General features: G+C 42.0%; 18 protein-coding genes and 20 tRNA genes. 12 read left to right on the top strand and 26 right to left on the bottom strand.

All coding sequences use genetic code 11. The features are described 5' to 3' along the window. Positions 1 to 29: 29 nt before the first annotated feature. The 3 genes from lpxB (at position 30) to ACMX3D_RS19580 (ending at position 4,049) form a co-directional block, all read left to right on the top strand. Positions 30 to 1,193, top strand: a complete 1,164-nt coding sequence (gene lpxB / locus ACMX3D_RS19590; RefSeq protein WP_482747519.1) for a lipid-A-disaccharide synthase — start codon at positions 30 to 32, stop codon at positions 1,191 to 1,193. Between the two features lie 91 nt (positions 1,194 to 1,284). After that, positions 1,285 to 2,535, top strand: coding sequence for a DNA cytosine methyltransferase (locus ACMX3D_RS19585; protein WP_482747518.1), 1,251 nt, complete (start codon positions 1,285 to 1,287; stop codon positions 2,533 to 2,535). Positions 2,536 to 3,026: 491 nt separating this feature from the next. Further along, positions 3,027 to 4,049, top strand: coding sequence for a tetratricopeptide repeat protein (locus ACMX3D_RS19580; RefSeq protein WP_482747517.1), 1,023 nt, complete (start codon positions 3,027 to 3,029; stop codon positions 4,047 to 4,049). Between the two features lie 14 nt (positions 4,050 to 4,063). Here the strand turns inward: ACMX3D_RS19580 and ACMX3D_RS19575 are convergent. From ACMX3D_RS19575 to ACMX3D_RS19490, 18 genes are all read right to left on the bottom strand, one after another. Continuing rightward, a tRNA-Lys gene (locus ACMX3D_RS19575) sits at positions 4,064 to 4,135 on the bottom strand. Between the two features lie 213 nt (positions 4,136 to 4,348). Continuing rightward, positions 4,349 to 4,432 (bottom strand) — tRNA-Ser (locus tag ACMX3D_RS19570). Positions 4,433 to 4,439: 7 nt separating this feature from the next. Further along, positions 4,440 to 4,513 (bottom strand) — tRNA-His (locus tag ACMX3D_RS19565). Between the two features lie 6 nt (positions 4,514 to 4,519). After that, a tRNA-Ala gene (locus ACMX3D_RS19560) sits at positions 4,520 to 4,593 on the bottom strand. Between the two features lie 72 nt (positions 4,594 to 4,665). Next, positions 4,666 to 4,739 (bottom strand) — tRNA-Arg (locus tag ACMX3D_RS19555). A gap of 6 nt (positions 4,740 to 4,745) precedes the next feature. Continuing rightward, positions 4,746 to 4,820: transfer RNA gene (locus tag ACMX3D_RS19550), tRNA-Val, on the bottom strand. A gap of 112 nt (positions 4,821 to 4,932) precedes the next feature. After that, positions 4,933 to 5,008: transfer RNA gene (locus ACMX3D_RS19545), tRNA-Gln, on the bottom strand. 3 nt (positions 5,009 to 5,011) lie between these two features. After that, positions 5,012 to 5,084 (bottom strand) — tRNA-Gln (locus tag ACMX3D_RS19540). A 5-nt stretch (positions 5,085 to 5,089) separates the two neighbouring features. Further along, positions 5,090 to 5,165, bottom strand: a tRNA-Asn gene (locus ACMX3D_RS19535). Between the two features lie 6 nt (positions 5,166 to 5,171). Then, a tRNA-OTHER gene (locus tag ACMX3D_RS19530) sits at positions 5,172 to 5,270 on the bottom strand. 82 nt (positions 5,271 to 5,352) lie between these two features. Continuing rightward, a tRNA-Arg gene (locus ACMX3D_RS19525) sits at positions 5,353 to 5,427 on the bottom strand. A gap of 71 nt (positions 5,428 to 5,498) precedes the next feature. Beyond that, positions 5,499 to 5,588, bottom strand: a tRNA-Ser gene (locus tag ACMX3D_RS19520). 4 nt (positions 5,589 to 5,592) lie between these two features. After that, positions 5,593 to 5,675: transfer RNA gene (locus tag ACMX3D_RS19515), tRNA-Tyr, on the bottom strand. 4 nt (positions 5,676 to 5,679) lie between these two features. Next, a tRNA-Glu gene (locus ACMX3D_RS19510) sits at positions 5,680 to 5,751 on the bottom strand. An 84-nt stretch (positions 5,752 to 5,835) separates the two neighbouring features. Beyond that, a tRNA-Trp gene (locus ACMX3D_RS19505) sits at positions 5,836 to 5,938 on the bottom strand. Positions 5,939 to 5,940: 2 nt separating this feature from the next. Beyond that, positions 5,941 to 6,041 (bottom strand) — tRNA-Ile (locus ACMX3D_RS19500). A gap of 9 nt (positions 6,042 to 6,050) precedes the next feature. Continuing rightward, a tRNA-Cys gene (locus ACMX3D_RS19495) sits at positions 6,051 to 6,123 on the bottom strand. An 83-nt stretch (positions 6,124 to 6,206) separates the two neighbouring features. After that, positions 6,207 to 6,280 (bottom strand) — tRNA-Glu (locus ACMX3D_RS19490). A 571-nt stretch (positions 6,281 to 6,851) separates the two neighbouring features. On the opposite strand from ACMX3D_RS19490, the gene ACMX3D_RS19485 reads away from it, so the two are divergent. Continuing rightward, positions 6,852 to 7,697 (top strand): polysaccharide deacetylase family protein, encoded by an 846-nt coding sequence (locus tag ACMX3D_RS19485; protein WP_482747516.1) that lies wholly within the window; start codon positions 6,852 to 6,854, stop codon positions 7,695 to 7,697. A gap of 75 nt (positions 7,698 to 7,772) precedes the next feature. Here ACMX3D_RS19485 and ACMX3D_RS19480 read toward each other — a convergent pair whose 3' ends face one another. From ACMX3D_RS19480 to ACMX3D_RS19470, 3 genes are all read right to left on the bottom strand, one after another. Next, on the bottom strand, positions 7,773 to 8,165 hold the full coding sequence (locus ACMX3D_RS19480) for an alr0857 family protein (protein WP_482747515.1): 393 nt from the start codon (positions 8,163 to 8,165) through the stop codon (positions 7,773 to 7,775). A 16-nt stretch (positions 8,166 to 8,181) separates the two neighbouring features. After that, entirely contained in the window at positions 8,182 to 8,700 is a 519-nt protein-coding gene (locus ACMX3D_RS19475) for an HNH endonuclease (protein ID WP_482747514.1), read from the bottom strand. 81 nt (positions 8,701 to 8,781) lie between these two features. Next, positions 8,782 to 9,030 (bottom strand): hypothetical protein, encoded by a 249-nt coding sequence (locus ACMX3D_RS19470; protein ID WP_482747513.1) that lies wholly within the window; start codon positions 9,028 to 9,030, stop codon positions 8,782 to 8,784. A 70-nt stretch (positions 9,031 to 9,100) separates the two neighbouring features. Between ACMX3D_RS19470 and ACMX3D_RS19465 the strand changes: the two genes are divergently transcribed. The 3 genes from ACMX3D_RS19465 (at position 9,101) to ACMX3D_RS19455 (ending at position 12,810) form a co-directional block, all read left to right on the top strand. Further along, entirely contained in the window at positions 9,101 to 9,436 is a 336-nt protein-coding gene (locus tag ACMX3D_RS19465; RefSeq protein ID WP_015113795.1) for a ribbon-helix-helix domain-containing protein, read from the top strand. Positions 9,437 to 10,192: 756 nt separating this feature from the next. After that, the gene (locus ACMX3D_RS19460) at positions 10,193 to 12,214 is read left to right on the top strand and encodes a sensor histidine kinase (RefSeq protein ID WP_482747512.1); all 2,022 of its coding nucleotides are present in this window, start codon (positions 10,193 to 10,195) and stop codon (positions 12,212 to 12,214) included. An 8-nt stretch (positions 12,215 to 12,222) separates the two neighbouring features. Further along, positions 12,223 to 12,810: an SRPBCC family protein gene (locus ACMX3D_RS19455; protein ID WP_482747511.1), complete on the top strand. Its 588-nt coding sequence runs from the start codon at positions 12,223 to 12,225 to the stop codon at positions 12,808 to 12,810. A 96-nt stretch (positions 12,811 to 12,906) separates the two neighbouring features. Here ACMX3D_RS19455 and ACMX3D_RS19450 read toward each other — a convergent pair. Together ACMX3D_RS19450 and ACMX3D_RS19445 are read right to left on the bottom strand one after the other, a co-directional pair. Continuing rightward, positions 12,907 to 12,979: transfer RNA gene (locus tag ACMX3D_RS19450), tRNA-Glu, on the bottom strand. Between the two features lie 56 nt (positions 12,980 to 13,035). Next, a tRNA-Glu gene (locus ACMX3D_RS19445) sits at positions 13,036 to 13,108 on the bottom strand. 352 nt (positions 13,109 to 13,460) lie between these two features. Between ACMX3D_RS19445 and ACMX3D_RS19440 the strand changes: the two genes are divergently transcribed. Beyond that, a complete protein-coding gene (locus ACMX3D_RS19440) occupies positions 13,461 to 15,383 on the top strand; it encodes a cation:proton antiporter (protein WP_482747510.1) in 1,923 nt (640 codons plus the stop codon). On the opposite strand, the gene ACMX3D_RS19435 is transcribed toward ACMX3D_RS19440, so the two are convergent. Both ACMX3D_RS19435 and ACMX3D_RS19430 read right to left on the bottom strand, forming a co-directional pair. Then, positions 15,350 to 15,985: a cytochrome b N-terminal domain-containing protein gene (locus ACMX3D_RS19435; protein WP_482752380.1), complete on the bottom strand. Its 636-nt coding sequence runs from the start codon at positions 15,983 to 15,985 to the stop codon at positions 15,350 to 15,352. The genes ACMX3D_RS19440 and ACMX3D_RS19435 overlap by 34 nt on opposite strands. Before the next feature lie 98 nt (positions 15,986 to 16,083). Continuing rightward, positions 16,084 to 16,779, bottom strand: a complete 696-nt coding sequence (locus tag ACMX3D_RS19430) for an esterase/lipase family protein (protein ID WP_482747509.1) — start codon at positions 16,777 to 16,779, stop codon at positions 16,084 to 16,086. A 678-nt stretch (positions 16,780 to 17,457) separates the two neighbouring features. On the opposite strand from ACMX3D_RS19430, the gene ACMX3D_RS19425 reads away from it, so the two are divergent. Beyond that, the gene (locus ACMX3D_RS19425; RefSeq protein WP_482747508.1) at positions 17,458 to 18,936 is read left to right on the top strand and encodes a hypothetical protein; all 1,479 of its coding nucleotides are present in this window, start codon (positions 17,458 to 17,460) and stop codon (positions 18,934 to 18,936) included. A 514-nt stretch (positions 18,937 to 19,450) separates the two neighbouring features. Further along, positions 19,451 to 19,882, top strand: coding sequence for a DUF6918 family protein (locus ACMX3D_RS19420; RefSeq protein ID WP_482747507.1), 432 nt, complete (start codon positions 19,451 to 19,453; stop codon positions 19,880 to 19,882). Between the two features lie 67 nt (positions 19,883 to 19,949). On the opposite strand, the gene rpiA is transcribed toward ACMX3D_RS19420, so the two are convergent. Continuing rightward, a complete protein-coding gene (rpiA, locus tag ACMX3D_RS19415) occupies positions 19,950 to 20,657 on the bottom strand; it encodes a ribose-5-phosphate isomerase RpiA (protein WP_482747506.1) in 708 nt (235 codons plus the stop codon). Positions 20,658 to 20,852: 195 nt separating this feature from the next. Between rpiA and ACMX3D_RS19410 the strand changes: the two genes are divergently transcribed. Together ACMX3D_RS19410 and ACMX3D_RS19405 are read left to right on the top strand one after the other, a co-directional pair. Beyond that, complete coding sequence (locus ACMX3D_RS19410; RefSeq protein ID WP_482747505.1) at positions 20,853 to 21,158, top strand: glutaredoxin family protein; 306 nt, start codon at positions 20,853 to 20,855, stop codon at positions 21,156 to 21,158. A gap of 32 nt (positions 21,159 to 21,190) precedes the next feature. Continuing rightward, a complete protein-coding gene (locus ACMX3D_RS19405) occupies positions 21,191 to 22,696 on the top strand; it encodes a UDP-N-acetylmuramoyl-L-alanyl-D-glutamate--2,6-diaminopimelate ligase (RefSeq protein WP_482747504.1) in 1,506 nt (501 codons plus the stop codon). Positions 22,697 to 22,932: the final 236 nt, after the last annotated feature.

The following is a 22,932-nucleotide window of genomic DNA, read 5'->3' as shown; positions in this document are numbered from 1 at the left end:
TGGAAAATTTTGAGTAATTTTTGATAAAAATGCGGATATTTATCAGCACTGGCGAAGTGTCTGGCGATTTGCAAGGGTCGCTGTTAATTGCAGCGATTCAACGTCAAGCCGTTGCTGCTGGGTTGGAATTAGAAATTGTCGCCCTCGGTGGCGAGAAAATGGCAAAGGCAGGGGCAACTATTTTGGGCAATACCAGTGGGATTGGCTCAATGGGTCTTTTAGAATCTCTGCCTTATGTTGTCCCAACTTTATTAGTACAACAAAAAGCGATCGCCTATCTCAAGCAAAATCCGCCAGACCTAGTTGTGTTGATTGATTACATGGGGCCAAACCTTGGCATTGGTACTTATATGCAGCAAAACCTGCCTGATGTACCTGTGGTGTATTACATTGCTCCCCAAGAATGGGTTTGGTCAATGAGTTTGCGAAACACATCTCGCATTGTGGGATTTACAGACAAACTCTTAGCCATCTTCCCCGAAGAAGCACGTTATTATCAAGAAAATGGCGGAAATGTTAGCTGGGTAGGGCATCCGTTAATTGATCGGATGCAGGATACACCCAATCGTCAGGCGGCGCGTGCCAAATTGGGAATTGCAGCAGAACAAATTGCGATCGCACTTTTACCCGCTTCTCGTCAGCAAGAACTCAAATATCTTTTACCCATAATTTTTGAAGCGGCTCAGACAATTCAAGCTAAATTACCAGAAGCTCACTTTTGGATTCCCTTATCTTTAGAAAGCTTTAAACAACCAATAGAAGCAGCAATTCAAAGTTACGGTTTACGAGCAACAATCGTATCTGGCCAACAAAAGGAAGTGTTTGCTGCGGCTGATTTCGCCATTACTAAATCTGGCACGGTTAACTTAGAATTAGCGCTGTTTAATGTGCCGCAAGTTGTGGTTTATCGCCTCAATGCTATTACTGTGTGGATTGCGCGGAAAATCCTTAAAGGTTCTATTCCCTTCGCTTCACCTGTGAACTTAGTAGTGATGAAGGAGATTGTGCCAGAGTTATTACAAGAAAAAGCTACACCAGAAAATATTACCCAAGCAGCGATGGATTTACTGCTGAATCCCGAAAGCCGACAGCAGACATTGACAGATTATGCCGAAATGCGACAATGTTTGGGAGAAATTGGTGTATGCGATCGCGCTGCTCAAGAAATTTTGCAAATGCTAACTGAAGTATGAAGTATGAAGTATAAATTATGAAGTCTGAAGTCTGAAGTGTGAATTAATTTTACTCAGCACTCAGCACTCAGCACTCAGCACTCAGCACTTAATGAAAAAACGACGACCAATCGCAGTTGATTTGTTCGCAGGCGCAGGCGGCATGACCCTTGGCTTTGAACAAGCTGGTTTTGATGTATTGGCAGCTGTAGAAATTGACCCCATCCACTGCGCTACCCATGAGTTTAACTTTCCATTTTGTACAGTATTGTGCAAAAGTGTAGAAGATACGACAGGAGAAGAAATTCGCCAACGTTCTGAAATAGGCGATCGTGAAATTGATGCAGTTATTTGTGGTTCACCTTGTCAAGGTTTCTCACTCATGGGTAAACGGGTTTTTGATGACCCGCGAAACTCTTTAGTATTTCATTTTCATCGCTTAGTGTTGGAACTACAACCGAAATATTTTGTGATGGAAAATGTTCGCGGAATTACAGTTGGCGAACACAAACAAATTCTCAAAAGTTTAATTAGTGAGTTTCAATCTCACGGCTATCAAGTAGAAGAAAATTATCAAATTCTCAATGCTGCTCATTATGGTGTACCACAATCTCGTGAGCGTTTGTTTTTGTTGGGAGCCAGAGAAGATGTCAATTTACCAAAGTATCCCAAACCCATTACTCAAATAGCAAAACCAAATCAGCCAACGCAACAAAATGCTTTACCACTGAGTCCGACGGTGTGGGATGCAATTGGCGATATACCAGAAGTTGAAAATTACTCAGAATTATTAGAGCAAGATTGGGTATTTGCTGAGTATGGCAAACCTAGCGATTATGCTTTAGCACTGCGCGGCATTAGTAATTTAACAGATGATTATAGCTGCGATCGCCAATTCGATTCCCGCATCCTTTCTTCTAGTTTTAGAACGAAACACTCACCCACAACAATTCAACGCTTTCAAGACACACCCCAAGGAGAAAGAGAACCAATTAGTCGCTTTCATAAACTGCATCCTGCTGGTGTCTGCAATACTTTACGCGCTGGAACAGATAGATACAGGGGTTCTTTCACTTCTCCGCGACCAATTCATCCATTTACACCCCGTTGCATCACTGTTAGGGAAGCAGCACGACTGCATTCTTACCCAGACTGGTTTAGATTTCATGTCACCAAATGGCATGGGTTCCGCCAAGTTGGTAATTCTGTACCACCACTATTAGCAAAAGCTGTCGCAACTGAGATTATTCGCAGTTTAAACGTAATTCCTATCAAACCTAGTTATCAACAGCCGCTAGGAGATGAAAAGTTGTTGCAATTGAAAATATTACAAGCAGCACAACGTTATCTCGCTGAAGTCTAAGTACGCAGGGTGGGTATTCTCAGTTCAACTCTTAATTAACCGCAGATTATTTGTTATCTTTAGCAGATTTATATCTTTACTCTATATGATTAGCTTTTTCAAAAAATATTCACATTTCTTATCTTCAACCTAAAATTTTTACATCTCTTCATAAAACCACAAAGAATCCATTAAACAACACTTTTAAGAGCCTCGTCTTAAATTAACTAAAATTCCAGTTATTGTTTAGATTTACGCCAAAAAAGCTTATTAAGATACTGATTATATGACTTTGTAAGAATAAGCTATAAAACTCAACCTGTTATATAAGAAATTTGTAGCAATTTGTTAGTTTGGTTGAAAAATATACCACACTTTCCTATTTACATCCTATATCTCAAGGTAGAAAATAATGTTTAACATTTATTTGGGCAACCTAAGCAAATTTCTGTCTTAGGGGTGTTTGCTCCAAAAGAGCCTGCCTAATGTATCTCCAGTGCAACTGAGGTCAAATGACGCAATCATTCAATCCAGTCCAAGAGTGGGAACAACGTCGAGATCAAGCAACCCGCTATTACCAGGAAGGTAAACTTCAAGAATCACTCGCTCTGGCAACCAAGAATCTAGAATTAGCTAGAGCAATTTCTGATCGAGCCAAAGAGGGTTACACATTAAACGACCTCGGTTTAGCTCACCTTGGCTGCTGGCAACCTCAAAGAGCATTAGAGTGTTTTGAGCAAGCACTTGTAGTTGCTCAAGATATAGGTAACGCAAGAGCCGAAGCAACTGCCCTTAGTAATCTGGGTTCTACTTACAGCCGTCTCGGAAAGTTTTCGCAAGCGCTGAAATATTTGGATAAAGCCCTGGAAATGTTTAGAAGATTGCAAGACAGTCAGGGGGAAGTTTCGACTCTCAATGATGTGGCACTAATTTACACCAAATTAGGAGAACCAAAACGAGCGCTGTTACTACAGCACCAAATTCTCTCAATGCGGCGATTGCTAGGTGACTTTTCTGGTGAAGCCACAACATTAAATGGTCTTGGGTTTGCTTACAGTGTCTTAGGCAAGCATGGGCAAGCTCTAGAGTATTTGCAAGAAGCACTTTCTATTCATCGAGCTGTCAAAAATTTGGTTGGGGAAGCAACAACCATGAATAATATTGCTTCTGTTTACAGTGATTTAGGACAACCTAAACAAGCGTTATTACTTTACTATCAAGTACTGTTGTCTCGTCGCGCCCTGCAAGACCGCGCTGGTGAAGCAACAACTTTAAACAATATTGGTTACACCTACAGCATCCTAGGAAATAACTGGCAGGCAATGAAATTTTATAAACAAGCCATTGCAATTTATCAAGAATTCGGCGATCGCTTGGGAGAAATTTCGACTTTACTAAATATGGGCAACTTGTACGCCTCAACCAAACGCAAAAAGAAGGCCCTATCTTGTTACCAAAATGCCCATGAATTATCTCAGCAAATCGAGTATCAGCCACTGTTACAGAAAGTACAGCAGCATATAGACTCTCTGTAGAGCTTGATTAAAAATGGGTGGTAGAGGAGTCGAACCTCTCTATGGCGGATTAAAAGCCCGCTGCACAGCCGCTATGCCAACCACCCGTGAATGAGGGAGTGGGAAGAAGAGACAAGGGAGACAAGGTGCAGGGGGAAAAGGAGAGAGATTTTCTCTCAACTTCCTGTCTGATGACCTCTTCATACTCCCTACTCACTACTCTCTATTCCCCAAATTCAATCCACCAGGGAGGTACTGCCCCTCCTATAACTGTGTTATCAGCACAGCGCCTCACTTTTCGGCTTCAGGTGGTAATTTAACGGAAGCTAAGAGAATCGAACTCTTGACGGTGTTAGCCGCAGCCGCTTTCAAGGCGGTTTCCTCGTCCATGCCGGACAGCTTCCCTGAAGGGGTGCCTGACGGGGCTTGAACCCGTTACGACTGGTTCCACAAACCAGTGCCTCGACCGCTTTGGCTTCAGACACCATCAATGGAATCAATGGGAATTGAACCCATAACCTCCTGCTTGCAAGGCAGGCGCTCTAGCCATTTGAGCTATGACCCCATGAAGAAAGTAAAAAGTGTAAAGTAAAAAGTAAAAAGAACTGTTTAAATTCTTTCTTTTGGCTTTTTAAGGCAAGAGTGGTAGGACTCAAACCTACAACCTTCGAGTTAGAAGCTCGATGCTCTCTTCGATTGAGCTACACTCTCAATAATTGGTAGTCCTGGCAGGATTTGAACCCGCAACTTATTGCTTGTAAGGCAATTGCTCTACCGTTGAACTACAGGACTACGCAAGCGAGTGGAGGAATTTGTAGACGCGGTAGTGGCTTCCCGAAGGGTACCAGCAACCTCTTCGTTCTAAGCGAAGCGCCTCTTCCGGTTGGGCTACAAGAGCAAAGTTTGGCAGCCCTACCAGGGGTCGAACCTGGAATCTTCGCCTTCAAAGGGCGGGATGTTGCCAATTACACCACAGGGCTTTATTGCCAGGGCAGGGTTTGAACCTGCAACCTCATCGTTCAGAGCAATGCGACTTTCCAATTCGTCCACCCGGCAATGAATGGCTGCCTCGGCAGGTATCGAACCTGCGACCTTTCGCTTAACAGGCGATCGCTACTACCACTGAGCTACGAGGCAACGTAGTCCCCTAGATCGGAATTGAACCGACGACCTCCTGTTCTTGTCCTTATCGGACACGCTTCGCGAACAGACAGGCGCTACTACCAACTGAGCTACCAGGGGATAGGAAGGAGAGATGGGTAATTACCCCGTGGACTGGTTTAATTCAACTTGAATCAGCCACTCCACCATCTCTCCTATGTAACGAGAGCGGAGGGATTTGAACCCCCACGTCTTCAGTTTCGTAGACTGAGATGTTATCCAGTTACACCACGCTCTCAATAGGGATTAGGGACTAGAGGCTAGTATTTTTACTCAGCACTTTGAACTCAGAACTCAGCACTTTTCAGGCGGAGAGAGAGGGATTTGAACCCTCGACGGATATTAACTACCCGTTTCCTCTTAGCAGGAGGACGCTTTGAGCCACTCAGCCACCTCTCCACAGTGGGTCGAGCAGGATTTGAACCTGCGAACAAAATAGAACAGTTTTACAGACTGTCGTCTTTAACCAGACTCGGCCATCGAACCATAATTCCCCCGACGGGATTTGAACCCGCAATCTCCGCTTTGAAAGAGCAGTGACTTAACCGTTCGTCCACGGGGGCAAAAGAATTTTAGATTTTAAATTTTGGATTTTAGATTAAAAACTCAATCTAAAATCGGTAATTCAAAATCCAAAATTGTGTGACGCAGGGACTAGGATTTGTAGATGCCCGCTAGGGCAGCTTCCCGAAGGATACCCAGAACATCGGATTTGGAGTCACGAGGTGTTGCCTTTACACCATCCCTGCATTGGTAGCAGCGGCGGGATTTGTAGACGCGGAGCGGCTTCCCGAAGGGTACCCGCATATACTCGGTTATGAGCCGAGGGCTTTACCGTTAAGCTACACTGCAACGTACCCAAGGCTGAGGTGAGATTTGAACTCACGATGTCCGTTTTGCAGACCAATGCCTTCAACCACTTGGCTACTCAGCCTTATAGGAGCCTTGACGGGAATTGCATCCGCTTCTCTGTGCTTGAGATGCACAGTGACTTATCTAGTCGTCCACAAGGCTACACGGGAGTAACGAGAATCGAACTCGCAACCTATCGCTGGAGCGGCGATCGCTCTCACCATTTGAGCTATACCCCCATGTTTGGTATCTGTGCCTAATGTTTAGAAGGCAAAAGTAAAAAGTTAAAAGGCAAAAGAAAGATTTTTTTACTTTTATCTTTTGAATTTTTAAAGGCACAGATAATTTTTGGTGAACTTGCCCATTCCTTATTTAGTTTTCAAGGTTCGGAAAATTACTTTGCTTGAGAAAAACTGTTAACCAAATAACCGACGCTCTAAGTAATAAACCTGTCGTGTATTACTGATGTATTCGGTGGTTTTTGCTTAAACCAATTGAGAACTTTTGGCTTGGATGTCCTCTACTTCCAGTTGTTTAGAAGTGGGAGAGGCTTTTTTTACTGGAAACTTTCGTTGATTCCAGTGCCTGTTCTGTATTTGTGTGTAGAACATGATTTTTAACTTTGGAAGGCTTTGTCTTTCACCTCACTACATATATACTACATATATACTACAAAAAGTGTCAAGGGGTTGAGCAAAAATTTTTGAAAATGGCTGAAAACCCTTATATTGATTAGCTTTTGACTTATTAACCTCTCTGAAAAGTAAAACTACAAGCTTATGATGGGCTGAATATTTTTAGGAACCTAATGTGAAAGAAAAAGACCTGAAGTTATACAGAATATTTGGTTGTGTAGCGATCGCCTTTTGTGTAACAAGCTGTAGCACGTCTGCAAAATTGGAAAATGCCCAACCAATTAACAAAGTCCATGCAGCACAAGTGCCAGATCAAGCAGTAACCAACCCAATAGATGTCAATTCACAGCCATCAACTAAGCCAGAAAACCCTAATTTCGAGGTTCCGGCGAAATTTCAAGGAAAAACCTTATATAAAGTAGAACCGAGTAATCAAGAGAAAGTTATTGCCTTGACTGTTGATGATGGCCCCTGGCCAAAAACAACTTTACAAATGCTGGATATCTTCAAAGCAAATAATGTTAAGGTGACATTCTTCTGGGTGGGGAGTGCTTTACAAGCAAATCCTGAAATTGCCAAGCGAGTTGTAGCTGAGGGACACGCCATTGGCAACCATACTTGGCATCACTGGTATAAAAACATGGATGCAGTCACAGCCAAAAAGGAAATTGACCGCACATCTGACCTGATTTACAAAACAACAGGAGTCAAAACAACTTTGTTTCGACCTCCTGGCGGCTTTTTAAACAACGGATTAGCTGCTTACGCGAAAAGCCAAAAATATTCTGTAGTTATGTGGTCGTTGACTTCAGCCGATACAGACCCCCACGCTAAACCCCAAGCATTTGTGAATAATGTGTTGAAAGGCGCGAAACCAGGAGCTATTGTTTTAATGCACGATGGTGGAGGCGATCGCCACAGAACAGTAGAAGCACTGCCACAAATCATCACTGGACTAAAACAGCAAGGCTATCGATTCGTCACAATACCCGAACTACTACAAGAAAGTGGAGAAGTCTGAAGTCTGAAAAATTTCAAAGTTAAAGTTGAAAAACTCAAGGATGAACTTCATACCTGACATTTCATACTTCATACTTCACACTTCATACTTTACAGAAGCACAAGCTTGCGCTTCTTGCCAAAGTTTGTGCAGAAAGAACTCAGTGCGATCACTCATTGTGGTAATAAACACACCTACAGAATCTTCAGCACCATTCGATAGCCAAGAACCCCGCAGCGTAACTTCCATATATTCGCTATCGCAGACACACAAAGCTACAACTTCCCGATCATCTCGTTTCACCTCAGCCTTAAGTGCTTCTACCCCTGGCAGATCAACAGGTAGCAAAAAGGAAGCAGAACTTGGTTCAACACACAAATTTTGTCCAACTCGCATAGCGAAAATTACTCGCTGTGCTACCCACTCCTCTAGTGACTGAGGAATACACTCTAAACAAAAGCTCCTTTCGGTGTAAGTTAATTTCAGCATTCCTTATGCTCTCCTGTTATTCCAGGTTTGCTTGCACATTTGTCCAGAACTGTTCTGCAAAAGCGATCGCTGGGTGAATTGGTGCTTTCGGTATTTTCCGTAGCTGCATCCCAGCCTCAGACAAAGTGCGATCGCCTTTTCGGGAATTACATCTTTCACAAGCTGTGACTACGTTATCCCAAGTGTGTAAACCACCTTTAGATCGAGGGATGACGTGATCTAAGGTCAAACGTTTGCTGCTACCGCAATATTGACAAGTGTGATGGTCTCGTCGCAAAACTTCCCGCCGATTCACTGGTGGTACTTTCCATGTCCGCTCACTAGAGCCAATTTTTAAACGGATGTGTTTTGGTACGTTAATTACTAAACTGGGTGAATGAACTCGCCATCCGGCTTCTGAAGTAAAATCTAGCGGTTCTGCTTTGTTTGTTACTAACAGCACGATCGCTCGCTTGATATTTACCCGACACAGTGGCAAGTAATTTTGCGAAAATACCACCACGGATTGCTCTAACACTTGCATTACGCTCGTCACAGCTTCACTCCTTATTAAAAAACCCCCGCTTCTGGTCTAAGTGAAGCGGGGGTTAGAAATTTACCAAAAACTTTTCTGGTTTTATATCGGTACAGCATTCTCTTGTCTGTACCTCCCGCTTATTTGGTTCAGTTGTGGTTTTGCATTCAGCACGCCGATGCCGAGATATCTAGAATCATAATTCTCCTCTGTGATTAGCCCATGAATCTGGCTATCATCGCCCATAAATAAATACTCCACTCCCACAGCGGCTGATTCCCAACTAAATCGGCAGTTGGTGGCACGCAAGGAAGTAGAGATGGGGTAAATGGATTTCACAGAAAATTTCACCTATTGAACATTCCTTTAAACATACTACACTTGTATTACTATCCTGTCTATACTTTAAGGAGAAAAAGTCATGCATACGATTACTCGCACTCCAACTACCGATATGGAAGTTACCAGCATTCGACTGGAGCGAGAACTCAAAGACAAACTCAAAGAAATAGCTGGCAATCAAGGCTATCAAGCCTTAATCCGCGATATTCTCTGGAATTATGTCCAGCAAAAATCCGGTGAGTGGAAACCGCGATTTTCACGAGCCGATATTCGAGCTAGTATAGCCGCCACTGCTCAACAGGAAGAACGTTGTGTACTTACAGGTCAATTGATTCAACCTCAACAACCGATGTTATTAGGACTCACCAGGAATGGGGATATGGTTCCTCTCAGTGTCGAAAGTTTGGCTGGTTAGTTTTTAATTCCATTGAAAGCAGCCTAGTTATCCAGATAACTGGGTTGCTTTCAATATTTGACTTCTGCACTTTATAAATATTTTGTATTTAAATTTATATCTATTTATTAAGCTACAAATACAATAGGCAAGCTGAAGAGCAAACTGGAGTTTGAATAACAGGTATGCGATCGCACTAAATAAAGTAAATGACCAACTTTATTACTACTTAATAAATATAGGCGTAAGCTGGATACAGCAGGCACAAGCCTTTGCCTGAGCAAAACAAGAAACTATCAGAGTTTTTCCAGAGGCTCTGTCATAATAGAATTTAATTTTTGGCAAACTCACACAAATGTACTTAACATTAGAAAAATATTTAGCAACAAATATTACTAAATTTAATCTAATTAGCAGTATTAATGCGGTAATCATTTTTAGAGTTTTTATTTTAATTCCAGAGAAATTACGGTTTATGTATAGTTACCGACAAGCTATTCTAGGCCAAAGTCTAGTAATTAAGTTCTGCGTCAAAGCCTAAAATCCCCTGGAAGCAGCACCTTAGTATATTTTAAATACTTCCATACCCATGTATAAATTAGTTTAATATACCAATAACTTGTTCATCTGCAAGAGAAAGGGGCTATAACAGGTGAGAGAAAGTCTTGATAAAAGATTTACCACTCATCAAGGTGCAGCAACGTAAATAATGGTGAATAACATGCCAAGAAATTGGGTGCATACGATATGAGGTCATTATCCAAGAGCGTGCCAGGAATGAAAAAGCGTTTATCATTGCCGCCACAGAGTTCAGATGACCTAGAACGACTACAATCATACCCAGTCAAACTGATGCAGCATCAGAAAGAACCAACTCTTCAGTTGGTACAAAAAATTAACCACATCATCGCCAATAACTCAGCAACGACATTGATGCTGCAAGAAATTGCTCAATTGCTAGGAGATGCTTTCAAAGTCGATTGCTGTTGTTTAGTAACAGTATCCAAAGAGGCATCTAATGAATCAATAGCCGTGCATTGGTGTTCTGATGAGTATCTGGCAATGCCACACCCAAGTGAGTTGCTCTCGACAGAAAATCTGTTGATGGACTCTCCTGTAGTGCAATGTGCGGCTGAACCATTCACCATTGAGGATATTTCTACTATCCAAAATAGTTTGGTAGTTGGTTGCCAACACCTCCCATTACCAGTAAGAGCAGTTTTAGCAATCCCTACGAGGTTTGCAGGTCAGAATAATGGTGTGATTAATTTGATCAAATTCCAGCAATATAATTGGAATGAGACAGAAAAACAGCTATTAAATTTGATTGAGTCAGCTTGTGCGATCGCTTTTTCTCAAGTATCACAAGTTCAGTTAATCGCCTCGCAACAACAGCATCTGCAAAAAAGCGAGCAACACCAAAGCTTGATCAAGCAACTAACTATATTAAGTCGGAGTAATTTGGAGCTAAATCAAATGCTCCAGTTGGCTATTTCCTCTACTGCTGAATCTTTACAGGCAGACCGAGGCTTACTAATTTTACTCAAATATACAGATCCTTTATTTAGAACTCAACCGAAAAAACAAGTTCCCAAGGCAAAAGCAACTGTAGCTGCTGAATGGAACCGAAATACACAAACTTATTCCGGTAGTAAATCAGATGTTGAGCCTCAGTCATTTTTGATTTCTGAGTGTGGTTTGTGCCAGCGTGTATTCACAGACCCAGGAAAAGCCGTAATTATTAATGATTATAGAGATCTACAAGAGACTTGGACAGCGGCTTCATTATTTGCAGTTGATGCACTACCAGCAGTACTGTTAGTACCATTAGAAAATCAAGGCAAAGTTTTAGGATTTATTGTTCTACAGCAAGGAACAGCCCGGAGTTGGCAATCAGCAGAATTAAATCTTGTGGAAATGGTCTGCGCTCAGATGAGCAACGCCATTATTCAATCACAAACATTGCGGCAAGTACAGACTTTGGTAGATGAACGGACAGCCAAACTCCAAAGCAGTCTAGAATTGCAAGCAAAATTGCATGAAAAAACACGGCAATATGTTGAGCAACTACGTGAACTCAATCATCTCAAAGATGAATTTTTGAGCAATATGAGCGATCGCCTACGATATCCACTGACAAATATGCAAATGTCTATCAAGAATTTGCGTTTGCCAGGAATCCAGCCAGAACGGCAAGCAAGATACATGGATATCTTAGAGCAAGAATGTACGAAAGAAATTAACTTAATTAATGATCTGCTGACACTCCAGAAATTAGAGTCCCAGCAAGAACGTCCACAATTTGAAACTATAGATTTAAATACTAAAATTCAAGCATTAGCAGCCAACCTCCAGCCGAAACTAGCCGCTAAAGCCTTAAGTATCAATCTGGATTTACCTCAGGATTCTTTGAAAATACAGACTGAATTAGAAAGTTTTAACCGCATCCTGCAAGAATTATTAACAAATGCGTGTACATACTCAGAGCATGACACGGTAATTCATGTGCAAGCCTGTCACCAAGTTGAGCAACTGATCGATCAAGTTATTATTAAAGTGACTAATACAGGTCGGGGCATCTCCGAAGAAGAAGCAACCTACATCTTTGATCGGTTCCGTCGTGGTAAAGGAGGACGATGGACTCCGGGTACAGGTTTAGGGCTTGCTTTAGTCAAATCTCTGGTACAGCATTTGAATGGGGCGATCGCTGTTGAAAGTACCCAAATTCCCGATTCTGAACAAAGTCAAGTTTGTTTTACCCTCACCCTGCCACAATTTTCGGACGAAAGCGAACTATAATTCAGACCGTGACTGAACAACACAACTCTACAGTAAACCTTGATTTCAACGCCGCTGTTGATGAAACCAGCCTAGAAGACAACTTGGCTATTGATCCCGCTAATTTGCCTCCTGTGGCTGTCCAAATCGAGAAAATAGCCGAGCGACAACGGCAAATTTCAGCTAAAATCCACATTCCCCATCCTGTGGAACGTATATGGCAAGTGCTGACAGATTATGAAGCCTTAGTTGACTTTATCCCTAATCTTGCCAAAAGTCGTTTATTGGAACATCCTAACGGTGGTATTCGACTTGAGCAAGTAGGCTCGCAACGCTTATTGAATTTCAACTTTTGTGCGCGTGTAGTTTTAGATTTGGAAGAATATTTTCCCAAACAAATTACTTTCTGTATGGTTGAGGGAGATTTTAAAGGTTTTTCTGGTAGTTGGAACCTAGAGCCTCACTCTCTTGATGGCATTATGGGAACTAATCTTTGCTACACCATCCAAGTTTGGCCAAAACTAACTATGCCAGTGACTATTATTGAACGTCGTCTGAGTAAAGATCTCCAGCTAAATCTTTTAGCAATCTACCAGCGTGTAGAACAGTTGGCATAGTAGACATTTGTAGATGGTATTTCGTCAAGGTTTCCTGACTAGAAACTTCTAAGCAGGAAAACCTGACACTTAAACTATTGTCTATTTTTTATATAATACCCCCAGGGGAATTCGAATCCCCGTTACCTCCGTGAAAGGGAGGTGTCCTAGGCCTCTAGACGATGGGGGCGTAAGACTTTTGTTATTTACAAGCTGGAATTTAGTTTGATCATTGCCCATTTAAGATACCCCCAGGGGAATTCGAATCCCCGTCGCCTCCGTGAAAGGGAGGTGTCCTAGGCCTCTAGACGATGGGGGCATAGCAATCAAACCTTTTATAAATTAACCAATTTCCCCAATGATGTCAAGAGCTTTTGCAAAAAAACAATTTTTGTTGCAGATCATCTAAGATGCGGTGAGAAGAGGCAGATGGGTAGGGTGCAGGGGGCAAGGGAGAAAAACAAACAATTGACTATTAACTATTCACCCTTGACTATTAACCAACTACCACTTTTTTTAGAACTAGAGGACAATAGAGTATCGTACAAAACCAAGTATGAAAGAAAATCAAATTTTCATCCGGTACAAAGAGTGTAATGTTGTACTCTGTAGAAGTTATCTTTACACTTCTTTAAAAGAGATTTTGAAATTTATCGCTCAAAATCTACAACATGGAAGCATCTCTTGAAATCACCTTACAGATGGTGATCGCTGTCGTAGCAGGTATTAGCGCCCAAGTAATGGCTGCATACTTGCGTGTACCTAGCATCGTCTTATTGCTCTTATTGGGCATTGTCCTCGGCTCTGATGGTTTGGGATTGCTGCATCCGCATTCGCTAGGTACGGGACTAGAAGTAATTGTTTCCCTAGCAACGGCTATCATCCTGTTTGAAGGTGGACTGAATTTAGATTTGCGAGAATTAGGCAGGGTTTCAGTTAGCCTGCAATTGCTCGTTACCCTAGGAACGCTGATTACCCTACTTGGCGGAAGTATGGCGGCTCATTGGCTGGGTGAATTTCCTTGGAATATTGCTTTCCTTTACGCTTCTATAGTGGTTGTAACGGGGCCAACAGTAATTGGGCCTCTGCTCAAACAAATTAATGTAGATCGGCAGGTTGCAACACTTTTAGAAGGGGAAGGGGTTTTAATCGACCCAGTAGGCGCTATTCTAGCCTTCGTTGTTTTGGATACGATTGTTAATGGTGATGCTGACCCAGTTAACGCCATTGTTGGTTTGTTGATGCGTTTGGGGGTGGGTGCAGCAATTGGTGCAGTTGGTGGCTATTTGATGAGTTGGGTTTTCAAATATGCCAGTTTGCTATCGTTTGAGTTAAAAAACCTGGTTGTATTAGCAATACTTTGGGGTTTGTTTTCTCTGGCCCAGACGATTCGTAGTGAATCGGGAGTGATGACAACAGTAGTAGCGGGAGCAGTATTTGCCAATTCTTCTGTACCTGAAGAACGTCTTTTACGCAGCTTTAAAGGTCAGTTAACTATCCTCAGCGTTTCCGTACTCTTCATTCTGTTAGCGGCTGATTTATCAATTGCGAGTGTGTTTGCTTTGGGTTGGGGTAGTGTATTAACTGTTTTAGTACTGATGTTTGTGGTGCGGCCAATTAACATTTTGGCTTGTACTTGGAACAGTAAGCTCAACTGGCGACAGAAATTATTTTTAAGCTGGGTAGCTCCCAGAGGAATTGTTTCTGCTTCTGTTGCTTCATTATTTGCAATTTTACTCACCCAGCGTGGGATCAATGGTGGTGATGCCATTAAAGCTTTAGTGTTTCTCACCATCATCATGACAGTAGTTTGCCAAGGGTTAACAGCTGGCGGGATCGCCCAACTATTACAAATTACCTCCAAAGATGCAACTGGAGCGGTGATTGTCGGTTGTAATTCTTTGAGTTTGTTAATTGCCCGTTTCTTTCAAGAACGGGGAGAAGCTGTTGTAATGATTGATACAGACCCGGAACGTTGTGAAAAAGCAGCAGAGCAAAATATTCGAGTAATTGCTAGTAGCGCTCTCGACACTGGAGTTTTGGAAGAAGCAGGATTAGCTTCTATGGGAACTTTTTTGGCGATGACGAGTAATGGGGAAGTCAATTTTGTCTTAGCGCAACGCGCGGCTGAGGAATTTAGCCCCCCGCGCGTGTTAGCAGTATTTCCCCGTGACCCGCAGGCGAGTAATGGCGGGAATCAAAAGACGGTTAACCAAGCTTTTGTTAATGACTTAACAATCAAGACTTGGAACGAGTATTTGAATGATGGACGCGTGAAGTTAGGAACAACAACTTTGGAGGCAGCAGATTTTGATAGTCAACAAGAGCGCATCCAAGAAAAAATTCGGACTGGGGTATTGATACCGCTGTTATTAGAACGAGAAGAACGTCTACAAGTGATGTCGGCCAATCAAAATTGGGAAGTAGGCGATCGCATTATATATTTACTGCATGACCCCAGACCAAATCTTTTAAAACGCTTGTCTGGCGCTAGTCAATCTACTCCTTTAGCTGTAGAAAAGTTACCGGAAGTGGAAGAAGTTGCTGTACCAACTTTGGCTCAACTTTCTACTAGTGAAGTTTCGGGAAATTGAGCCAAATTTTCTGCTGTATAAGTTTCCTGTTCTTGCCACAGTAGAGCCAGTAAATGTACTACTGCCAAAATTAAGGTTGCAGCCGCAACAATATAACTGTGGATAGCGTAAAGATGTTGCACTGTCAGGGTGTTAATCGCTCCACCACCAGTCAGGATATTGCGCAGTTGCTCACCAATAAAGGGAATGGCTTCGATAGTTCCCAACTCAATGCTGAAACGCCAGTATCCTTCTTGCGTCCAGTCAAGGAGCATTGCTGTCCAATCTAGCCCGATCGCACTAACTGCTAATAAAACACCACTCACCCAAGCAACTAGCCAACTCTTGCTAAATTGTCGTCCTAAGAACATGACTACAATTTGTACCAAGGCGATCGCAATTGCGGCATTACCTGCTATCTCATGGGTTCTATAAAACAACCAGCCATAAGGCACTTGAGTATTAATCATTTTTAAGGAATTGTAAGCGCCACCTGCTGTAGGTTCGTAGTAAAAAGATAGCAAAATGCCAGTGGTCGTATAAATCAAGCACAGGGTCAGAATTACGACTGACAATATCGTTGCAAGTCGCCGCAAAATTCTCTCGAACTGGGTGCTTTGCATCATTCACCCCTCCTGTTCTTTGTTAAATATGTATTCTTATTACATTTTATTTAAGAAATATAAATATTTTTTGCCTTCATCAAAGAAAGATAAAATTTTTAAATCAGATATTTGACCCAAACTTTTAGTGGTTCTGGCGAACCGTACCAGATTCCAGGGCTTCTGGGTGAGTGTCTCACGCCTTCAATAATCAGATTCTCTGCCCCTTCGAGATGAGCAGCAGTAATAGGTGTAATACCATCTCCCCAAGTGTTCCCTTGACCACATGTTAATTGATAACTGCTGTAGGCTAACCAGCTACCAGGTCGCCGTTCGCCAAAGATGGTTTTGCCAGCAACACACACATAACGCACATTTTTATAGAATGCGCCTGGATAGTTATTAGTCACAAAGTCAAGATTCCAGCGCGTCCAGCGTTCTTGACTGATATGAGGTGTACCTAAGGTGATGAGTGTGGCGACTAAAGGATGAGCATTCCAAACCGAGGGATTAGCTTGACTGCGTGGAGTGTAGGGCTGTTCTCCTAAATAAATCCGGGAAATCCAACCACCCGCTGAATGTCCAATTAGATTGATTTGGGTAGCTTGATATTCCTGCAATATCTGTTTAACAGTCAGGTCTAGCTGCTGCAAAATTGGTGTCACAGGCCTGCCACCGATGGTAGGGAGCCAATCGCGCCGTCGTAGTGGTACTGTGACTGTAGGAAACCCCAACTGTTTCAGGGATTGTTCTAGGGTAAGGTAGGCGATCGCGCTTTCTAAATATCCAGGCACAATAACTGTAGGTAACGGCATTTTGCAATTAAATTAAAGAGTCTCTGAGTTGAAATAATGTCATTAAAATATTAATTATCAAAATGGAATTTAGGAGCCAGTTGTCAAAATTCAGTATGAATTTTGTATAAGTAGTGGATGAATCAACTCTTTTAAAACCTCTACCAATTCTAAAAATTAGTGCAAAAAATTAGTAGTTTTGGCTGCTGAATTCTTCTTCAAGAAGACCTTTTTGTCATTTCTATTAGAGAAAAAGCCAATTTGGCCACAATTTACAACTACCTGATGTGATAATATGTCTTCTGTATGCAATTTTTGGCAACCACCTACTACAAAATCTAAACTGACTAAACAACAGTTATACCGATAGTTAAGTCCGGTTGTATCTAGCTCGATATATCTTTAGACTGATGCGTTCCGCGTCACTGGCAACTACTGTAATTGTCAGTTCAGATTACGTAAACATATACGTAAAATGGCGATTAGTAAAGTGAAAAGTATTTCTTTTCCTGATTTGCAAATGCAACCTAGAAAGATAAAATTGCGTCATTTAAAAATTAAACCTGACTAAAAAATCTAAAATTTGCCATTTTGAGTTCTGCCAGGAACTTATTATCTTTAGAGGGATGCATATTTTACCAACAAGATAATATTGATTTCCCAATAAACTGCAACTGAGCCGAGTGAACGATAACAGCTATGTCTTACGTCTCCCTGCTAAAAAATATACCTGAAATTTTAAGCCAGCCAACTGGAATAGCAGCTATAGCCTCAGTTGGTATTCATGGAGCTATTGCGTTGATTGTGCCATTAATGCCAGTAGATCCTAGTAAACCGAAGGAAACAGCTTCTTCAAAATCTGTTGGCATTTTGGAGTTAAGTCAAGCTGATCAAAATCGTTTACCCCAAACTCCAGGTACACCTAATTTTGCTGTGCAACCGCAACTACCAAAATTTCCACAGCAACAGCAACTAGCGCTACAGCCACAAGTACCTCCACCAAATTTAAATAGCCAGACAACTGTACTGCCTCCGCTACCACCATCTAGTTATACACAGCCAGTACTGCCATCCTTACCTACAACTTCTAATAACTACCGCGTTTCCTCATTACCTACAAGGCAGTCTTTCAAGATTCCCAAACAAGATTTTCAATTTGATAATTCTGGTTTTAAAGTTGGTAGTCAAAAATTTACCTCATCAATTCCTAATTTTGATGACAAGCCTGTAATTCCAGAAACATCGCAACCACTTCCAGTAGAAAGACTACCAGAACTACCACCAGCAAAAATACCTCCGGAATTGCTGAATAGCCCAATTCCCAGTCCTACCACTAGCTCAAGTATTACAGCTGCAAACAACAGAATTACTCCCCAACCAATACAGCCTGATAATAATGTTAATGTAGGGATTCCTCAAAACCAGACTACAGAAACTGGTATAGCTCAAACGCCTAAGGCTGGTGATAATACAACATCATCAACGGCAAGTCTCCCAACTTCACAGCCCGTAAATACACCAATCTTGCCTAAATTGCCCATAAAAGCACCCAACCAAACGCTAATCGCTCAAGTACAATCTTACGAAGAACTGAGAAAAGCACTCCAACAGCAATATCCTAATTCAGAAGAAAAAGCAGTAATTCGGGACACAGTTTCTGTTAGTACAGCGGGTGTGGAGGGTACTGTTTTAGGTTTTATAGTAGTAGATCCTGATGGTAAAGTATTGGATATCAAATTCCAAGACAAATTACTTTCGCCAGCATTGCAATTAAAAGCAAGACAATATTTCAATGCTAATGCCAAATCTCTCAAGGGAGATAAAGCAATTAGCCGTTATCCATTTAGTTTGCGTTTCCAAGATAGTAGCAAGACGGCTGGGGCTACTCCAGAACCAACTGAAACACCATCAGCCACAACTCAACCATTGCCTAAACCAGCAACAGATAATCAGCCTGTGATTACGCCAGTAGGCAATAGTAGTCAGCTAAAGCCGACTCCAGCAGTAACGGCTCAACCATTGTTAACCCCAGTACCTAATAACGTTCAGCCAACACCATCATCGACAACGGTTACTAATACCAGCCGCCTATCATCGTCTGGAGAACCTGACCGTGAATTAATTCAAAAGTTGCGCAAGGTAAGAGAAACAAGAGAAAATTCTAATTCAGAAAAATAAAATAATATAGTTGGTTTTTGGAATGGCGATCGCTCTACAGTAAGGAACAGGTAACAGGGGAGCCAGTCGCGTGCGGAAGTGTCCTCCGTTGAGCGAACTGGCGTGAAAAGGAACAGGCTTGAAAGCCTTTTGTTACATAACTTTTTGGTTAAAACTAGTACCTCATTCACCTGCAATCTGCTGTGTGTCACAGTACAGCACAGGGCGATTTCAATACCATGAATAACTATCTCAACCTATATAGAGGCGCGAAATTTCGTGTCTCTATGTTTGACGTTTTAGTGCTGTAGTTAACTAAACTTGCAGAAAAGAAGGATAAAATGCGATCGCTAAATTAAATTATTTTTTACTCAATTAGATAAATTGAATAGCCATTACCCATAATTACTGAAGTCTGTCAACATACAGCAGCAAGGCTACGAAAACTCTCTGGCTCTGTTAACATTTTTTATAATTTCCTACTTGGTGGGAAGAATAGAGAACAGCGATCGCCTTAACATTATGGAGGAGTGAAATGAGACTGAGCGACAAACTTTTAAACTCAGACAAAAAAGCAATGGTTATAGATGACTGTTGCAAATTGTTAGAAGCACAAATCACTTCTAAGTCAGGAATTAGCGGTATTGCACTCAAAACTGCCTTTGCAGCCCTCAAAGGAATTAAGCCAGGATATATTGCCTACGGTGTTGAGCAACTTTTACCAGAATGCTTTAATGCGCTTGATCCGATGTGGGCTGAAGGTGTACAACAAGGTGATCCAGTAGCGCACTTAGCAACAAATAAATCTCGCACAGCAGACGCAATATTGAGCGTAACTGATACTAAGTTTAAGAGTGTCAAGCGGCAAATTGTGCGTGGAACCTATGAAAAATTTAGGGGTTCCGCCAAACAACACGTAGAAGAAGCAGTACCAGATTTTGCACAGGTAATTAATAAGTACGCCTAATTCTGGTAGAGACGCGAAATTTCGCGTCTCTACAAAAACAACCTTGCTACTTAAATCCCGGCTAATATTACAATTGCCGCACCACTGGCTTACCGTCTACGACTTCACCAACTAAAACTACATCTGCACAGTTGACGAAGATGCCGTTTTCTAAAACGCCAGGAATGTTATTGAGGGTTTTTTCTAAATTCACTGGATCGTCAATAGAGTCAAATCTGACATCAAGGACAAAGTTACCTTGATCGGTGATGACTGGCCCGGCTTTTTTCACACCCATACGCAATTCTGGTTTACCGCCAAGTTGCTTGATGGCATTGGTGACGGGAGTAATTGCCATTGGGATAACTTCTACTGGAACGGCAAACACAGAACCCAAACGATCAACTAACTTACCACTATCTACGACAACAACGAATTGTTTTGCTAAATAATCGACAACTTTTTCGCGGGTATGGGCTGCACCGCCACCTTTAATCAAATTCTTTTGGGGGTCGACTTCATCTGCACCATCAATAGCAATATCAATGTGGTCAACCGCATCTAAAGTGGTGAGTGGTACACCGTACTCTTTTGCTAATACTTCTGATTGAAAAGAAGTAGGAATACCGACAATATCTTTAAGTTCACCAGATTTGAGGCGATCGCCTAAATACTGAATTGTATAAGCTGTAGTTGAACCCGTACCTAAACCGACAATTGAACCTGATTTTACTAATAGGGCGGCAGCTTTACCAACCTCTTGCTTCATCAACTTCACAGGATCTGTTGCGGTCATTCCCAAAACTCCACAAAAACTGACTATAGTCCATATTAGAAGGCAGATGACCCCCATTCGCTTTTTTTCTAGTGCTGAGTTGAAAGTGCTGAGTATCAACAATTAACAATGACCTAGCTGACTTGGTGGTTGCTATAAGATGAATAAGATTGAAGCAGAAAATTTCAGACTTCATACTTCACACTTCATACTTCTATGCGCTTGATTTTATACAGTAAACCCGGTTGTCATCTGTGCGAGGGCTTACAGGAAAAATTAGAACAAATTTTAGAGACACAAAATTTTACTACTGTAGAGTTAGAAATTCGTGACATTACAACTCGTGAAGATTGGTTGCTGGCGTATCAATATGAAGTCCCAGTGCTGGTTTTAGCCAATCTTCCAGGTTCAGAAGCATTTGAACAACCTCTACCACGTCCTTCTCCTCGTGCTAATGTCCAGCAAATTCAGCAAATGTTGTGTAAGTATTTATCCAATACCAAAAAAAATGATGCAGAATAAGCGCAAGACAAGCGTGTGGCGAGGTTCACAAGATGAAATTGCGGGAATTACTAGCAGCAGTAGACAGTGTGGCACAATTGCCTAACAATTCTGAGTTGGCAGATGCCGAAGTCAAGGGGTTAAAAACCAACTCCCATGCTTGCGGTGAAGGAGATTTATTTATTGGAATGCCAGGAACCAGGGTAGATGGGGGAGAATTTTGGCCGAGTGCGATCGCATCTGGTGCGGTAGCGGCGATTGTTTCTTCCCAAGCTGCCGAAAAAAATCCTCCCACGCCGGAGGCTGTAGTGATTAGTGCTAGTGACATGACTCAAGCTTGCGCGCAAATAGCAGCGGCTTTTTACGATTATCCAGGACAAAAACTCAAATTAGTGGGTGTGACCGGCACAAACGGTAAAACGACCACCACTCACTTAATTGAATTTTTCCTTAACAAAGCTCATCTGGCTACGGCTTTGATGGGAACTTTATACACTCGCTGGCCAGGTTTTGTGCAAACTGCTATCCACACTACGCCATTTGCCGTGGAACTACAACAGCAGTTAGCAGCAGCAGTGAATGCTGGTTGTGAGTTTGGTGTAATGGAAGTGAGTTCTCATGCTTTGGCGCAAGGTCGAGTCTTGGGTTGTCCGTTTGAGGTAGGAGTATTTACCAATCTCACCCAAGACCATTTGGACTATCACAGCGATATGGAGGACTATTTCGCGGCGAAGGCGTTGTTATTTAGTCCCAATTATCTCAAAGGCAAGGCGATAATTAACGCTGATGACCCCTACGGCAAACGATTAATTGCGACATTGCAACCAGAACAAGTTTGGAGTTACAGTGTCAGCGAGCGCAATGCCGATTTGTGGATGAGCAATTTAAATTATCAGCCAGATGGTGTTAGTGGTATTTTACATACACCAAAGGGTGAAGTTACATTTCGTTCACCGCTGGTTGGGCAATACAATTTAGAAAATGTCTTAGCAGCAGTGGGAGCAGTTCTTCACTTAGGACTAGACTTACAGTTAATCGCCGCTGCAATTGGTGATTTTCCTGGCGTTCCCGGACGGATGGAACGAGTGCAAGTTAGTCCCCAACAAGATATCAGTGTTATTGTTGATTATGCCCATACCCCCGACAGTTTGGAAAACTTACTCAAAGCTGCACGCCCATTTATTCCAGGTAAGATGATTTGTGTGTTTGGCTGTGGTGGCGATCGCGATCGCACCAAACGTCCAAAAATGGGTAAAATCGCCGCAGATTTGGCAGATGTGGCTGTCGTAACTTCTGATAACCCCCGTACCGAAGACCCAGAACGGATTTTGCAAGATGTTGTAGCCGGAATTCCCGACACTGTGCAACCAACTGTAATTTGCGATCGGGCTACGGCTATTCGTACGGCAATTTTACAAGCCCAACCTGGGGATGGCGTGTTATTAGCTGGTAAAGGTCACGAAGACTATCAAATTCTCGGTACAGAAAAAATTCACTTTGATGATAGAGAACATGCCAGAGATGCTTTACAGTCCAGGCTAGGAAAGGATGAAGGGTGAAGTATGAAGGGTGAAGTGTGAAGTGTGAAATTTAACTTTTCACGCTGGATGTGAATTACGAAATCCTGTTATTTTCTAAGGTTTTCAGGCTTGTCTAAAAACACAATGTTAAAATCATCAACAAAATTACTAGGATTTGTTTCAGACTTCATACTCCATCCTTCATATTTTCTCACGCCCATTTATAACTTAATGTTGTTTACGTAGTCTTTTTGTAACAAACATATACATGAAAC

Source organism: Anabaena sp. TISTR 8404 (assembly GCF_056847745.1).
The sequence above is the reverse complement of the archived record's forward strand: the minus strand, read 5'-3'. Positions and strand labels throughout refer to the sequence as shown.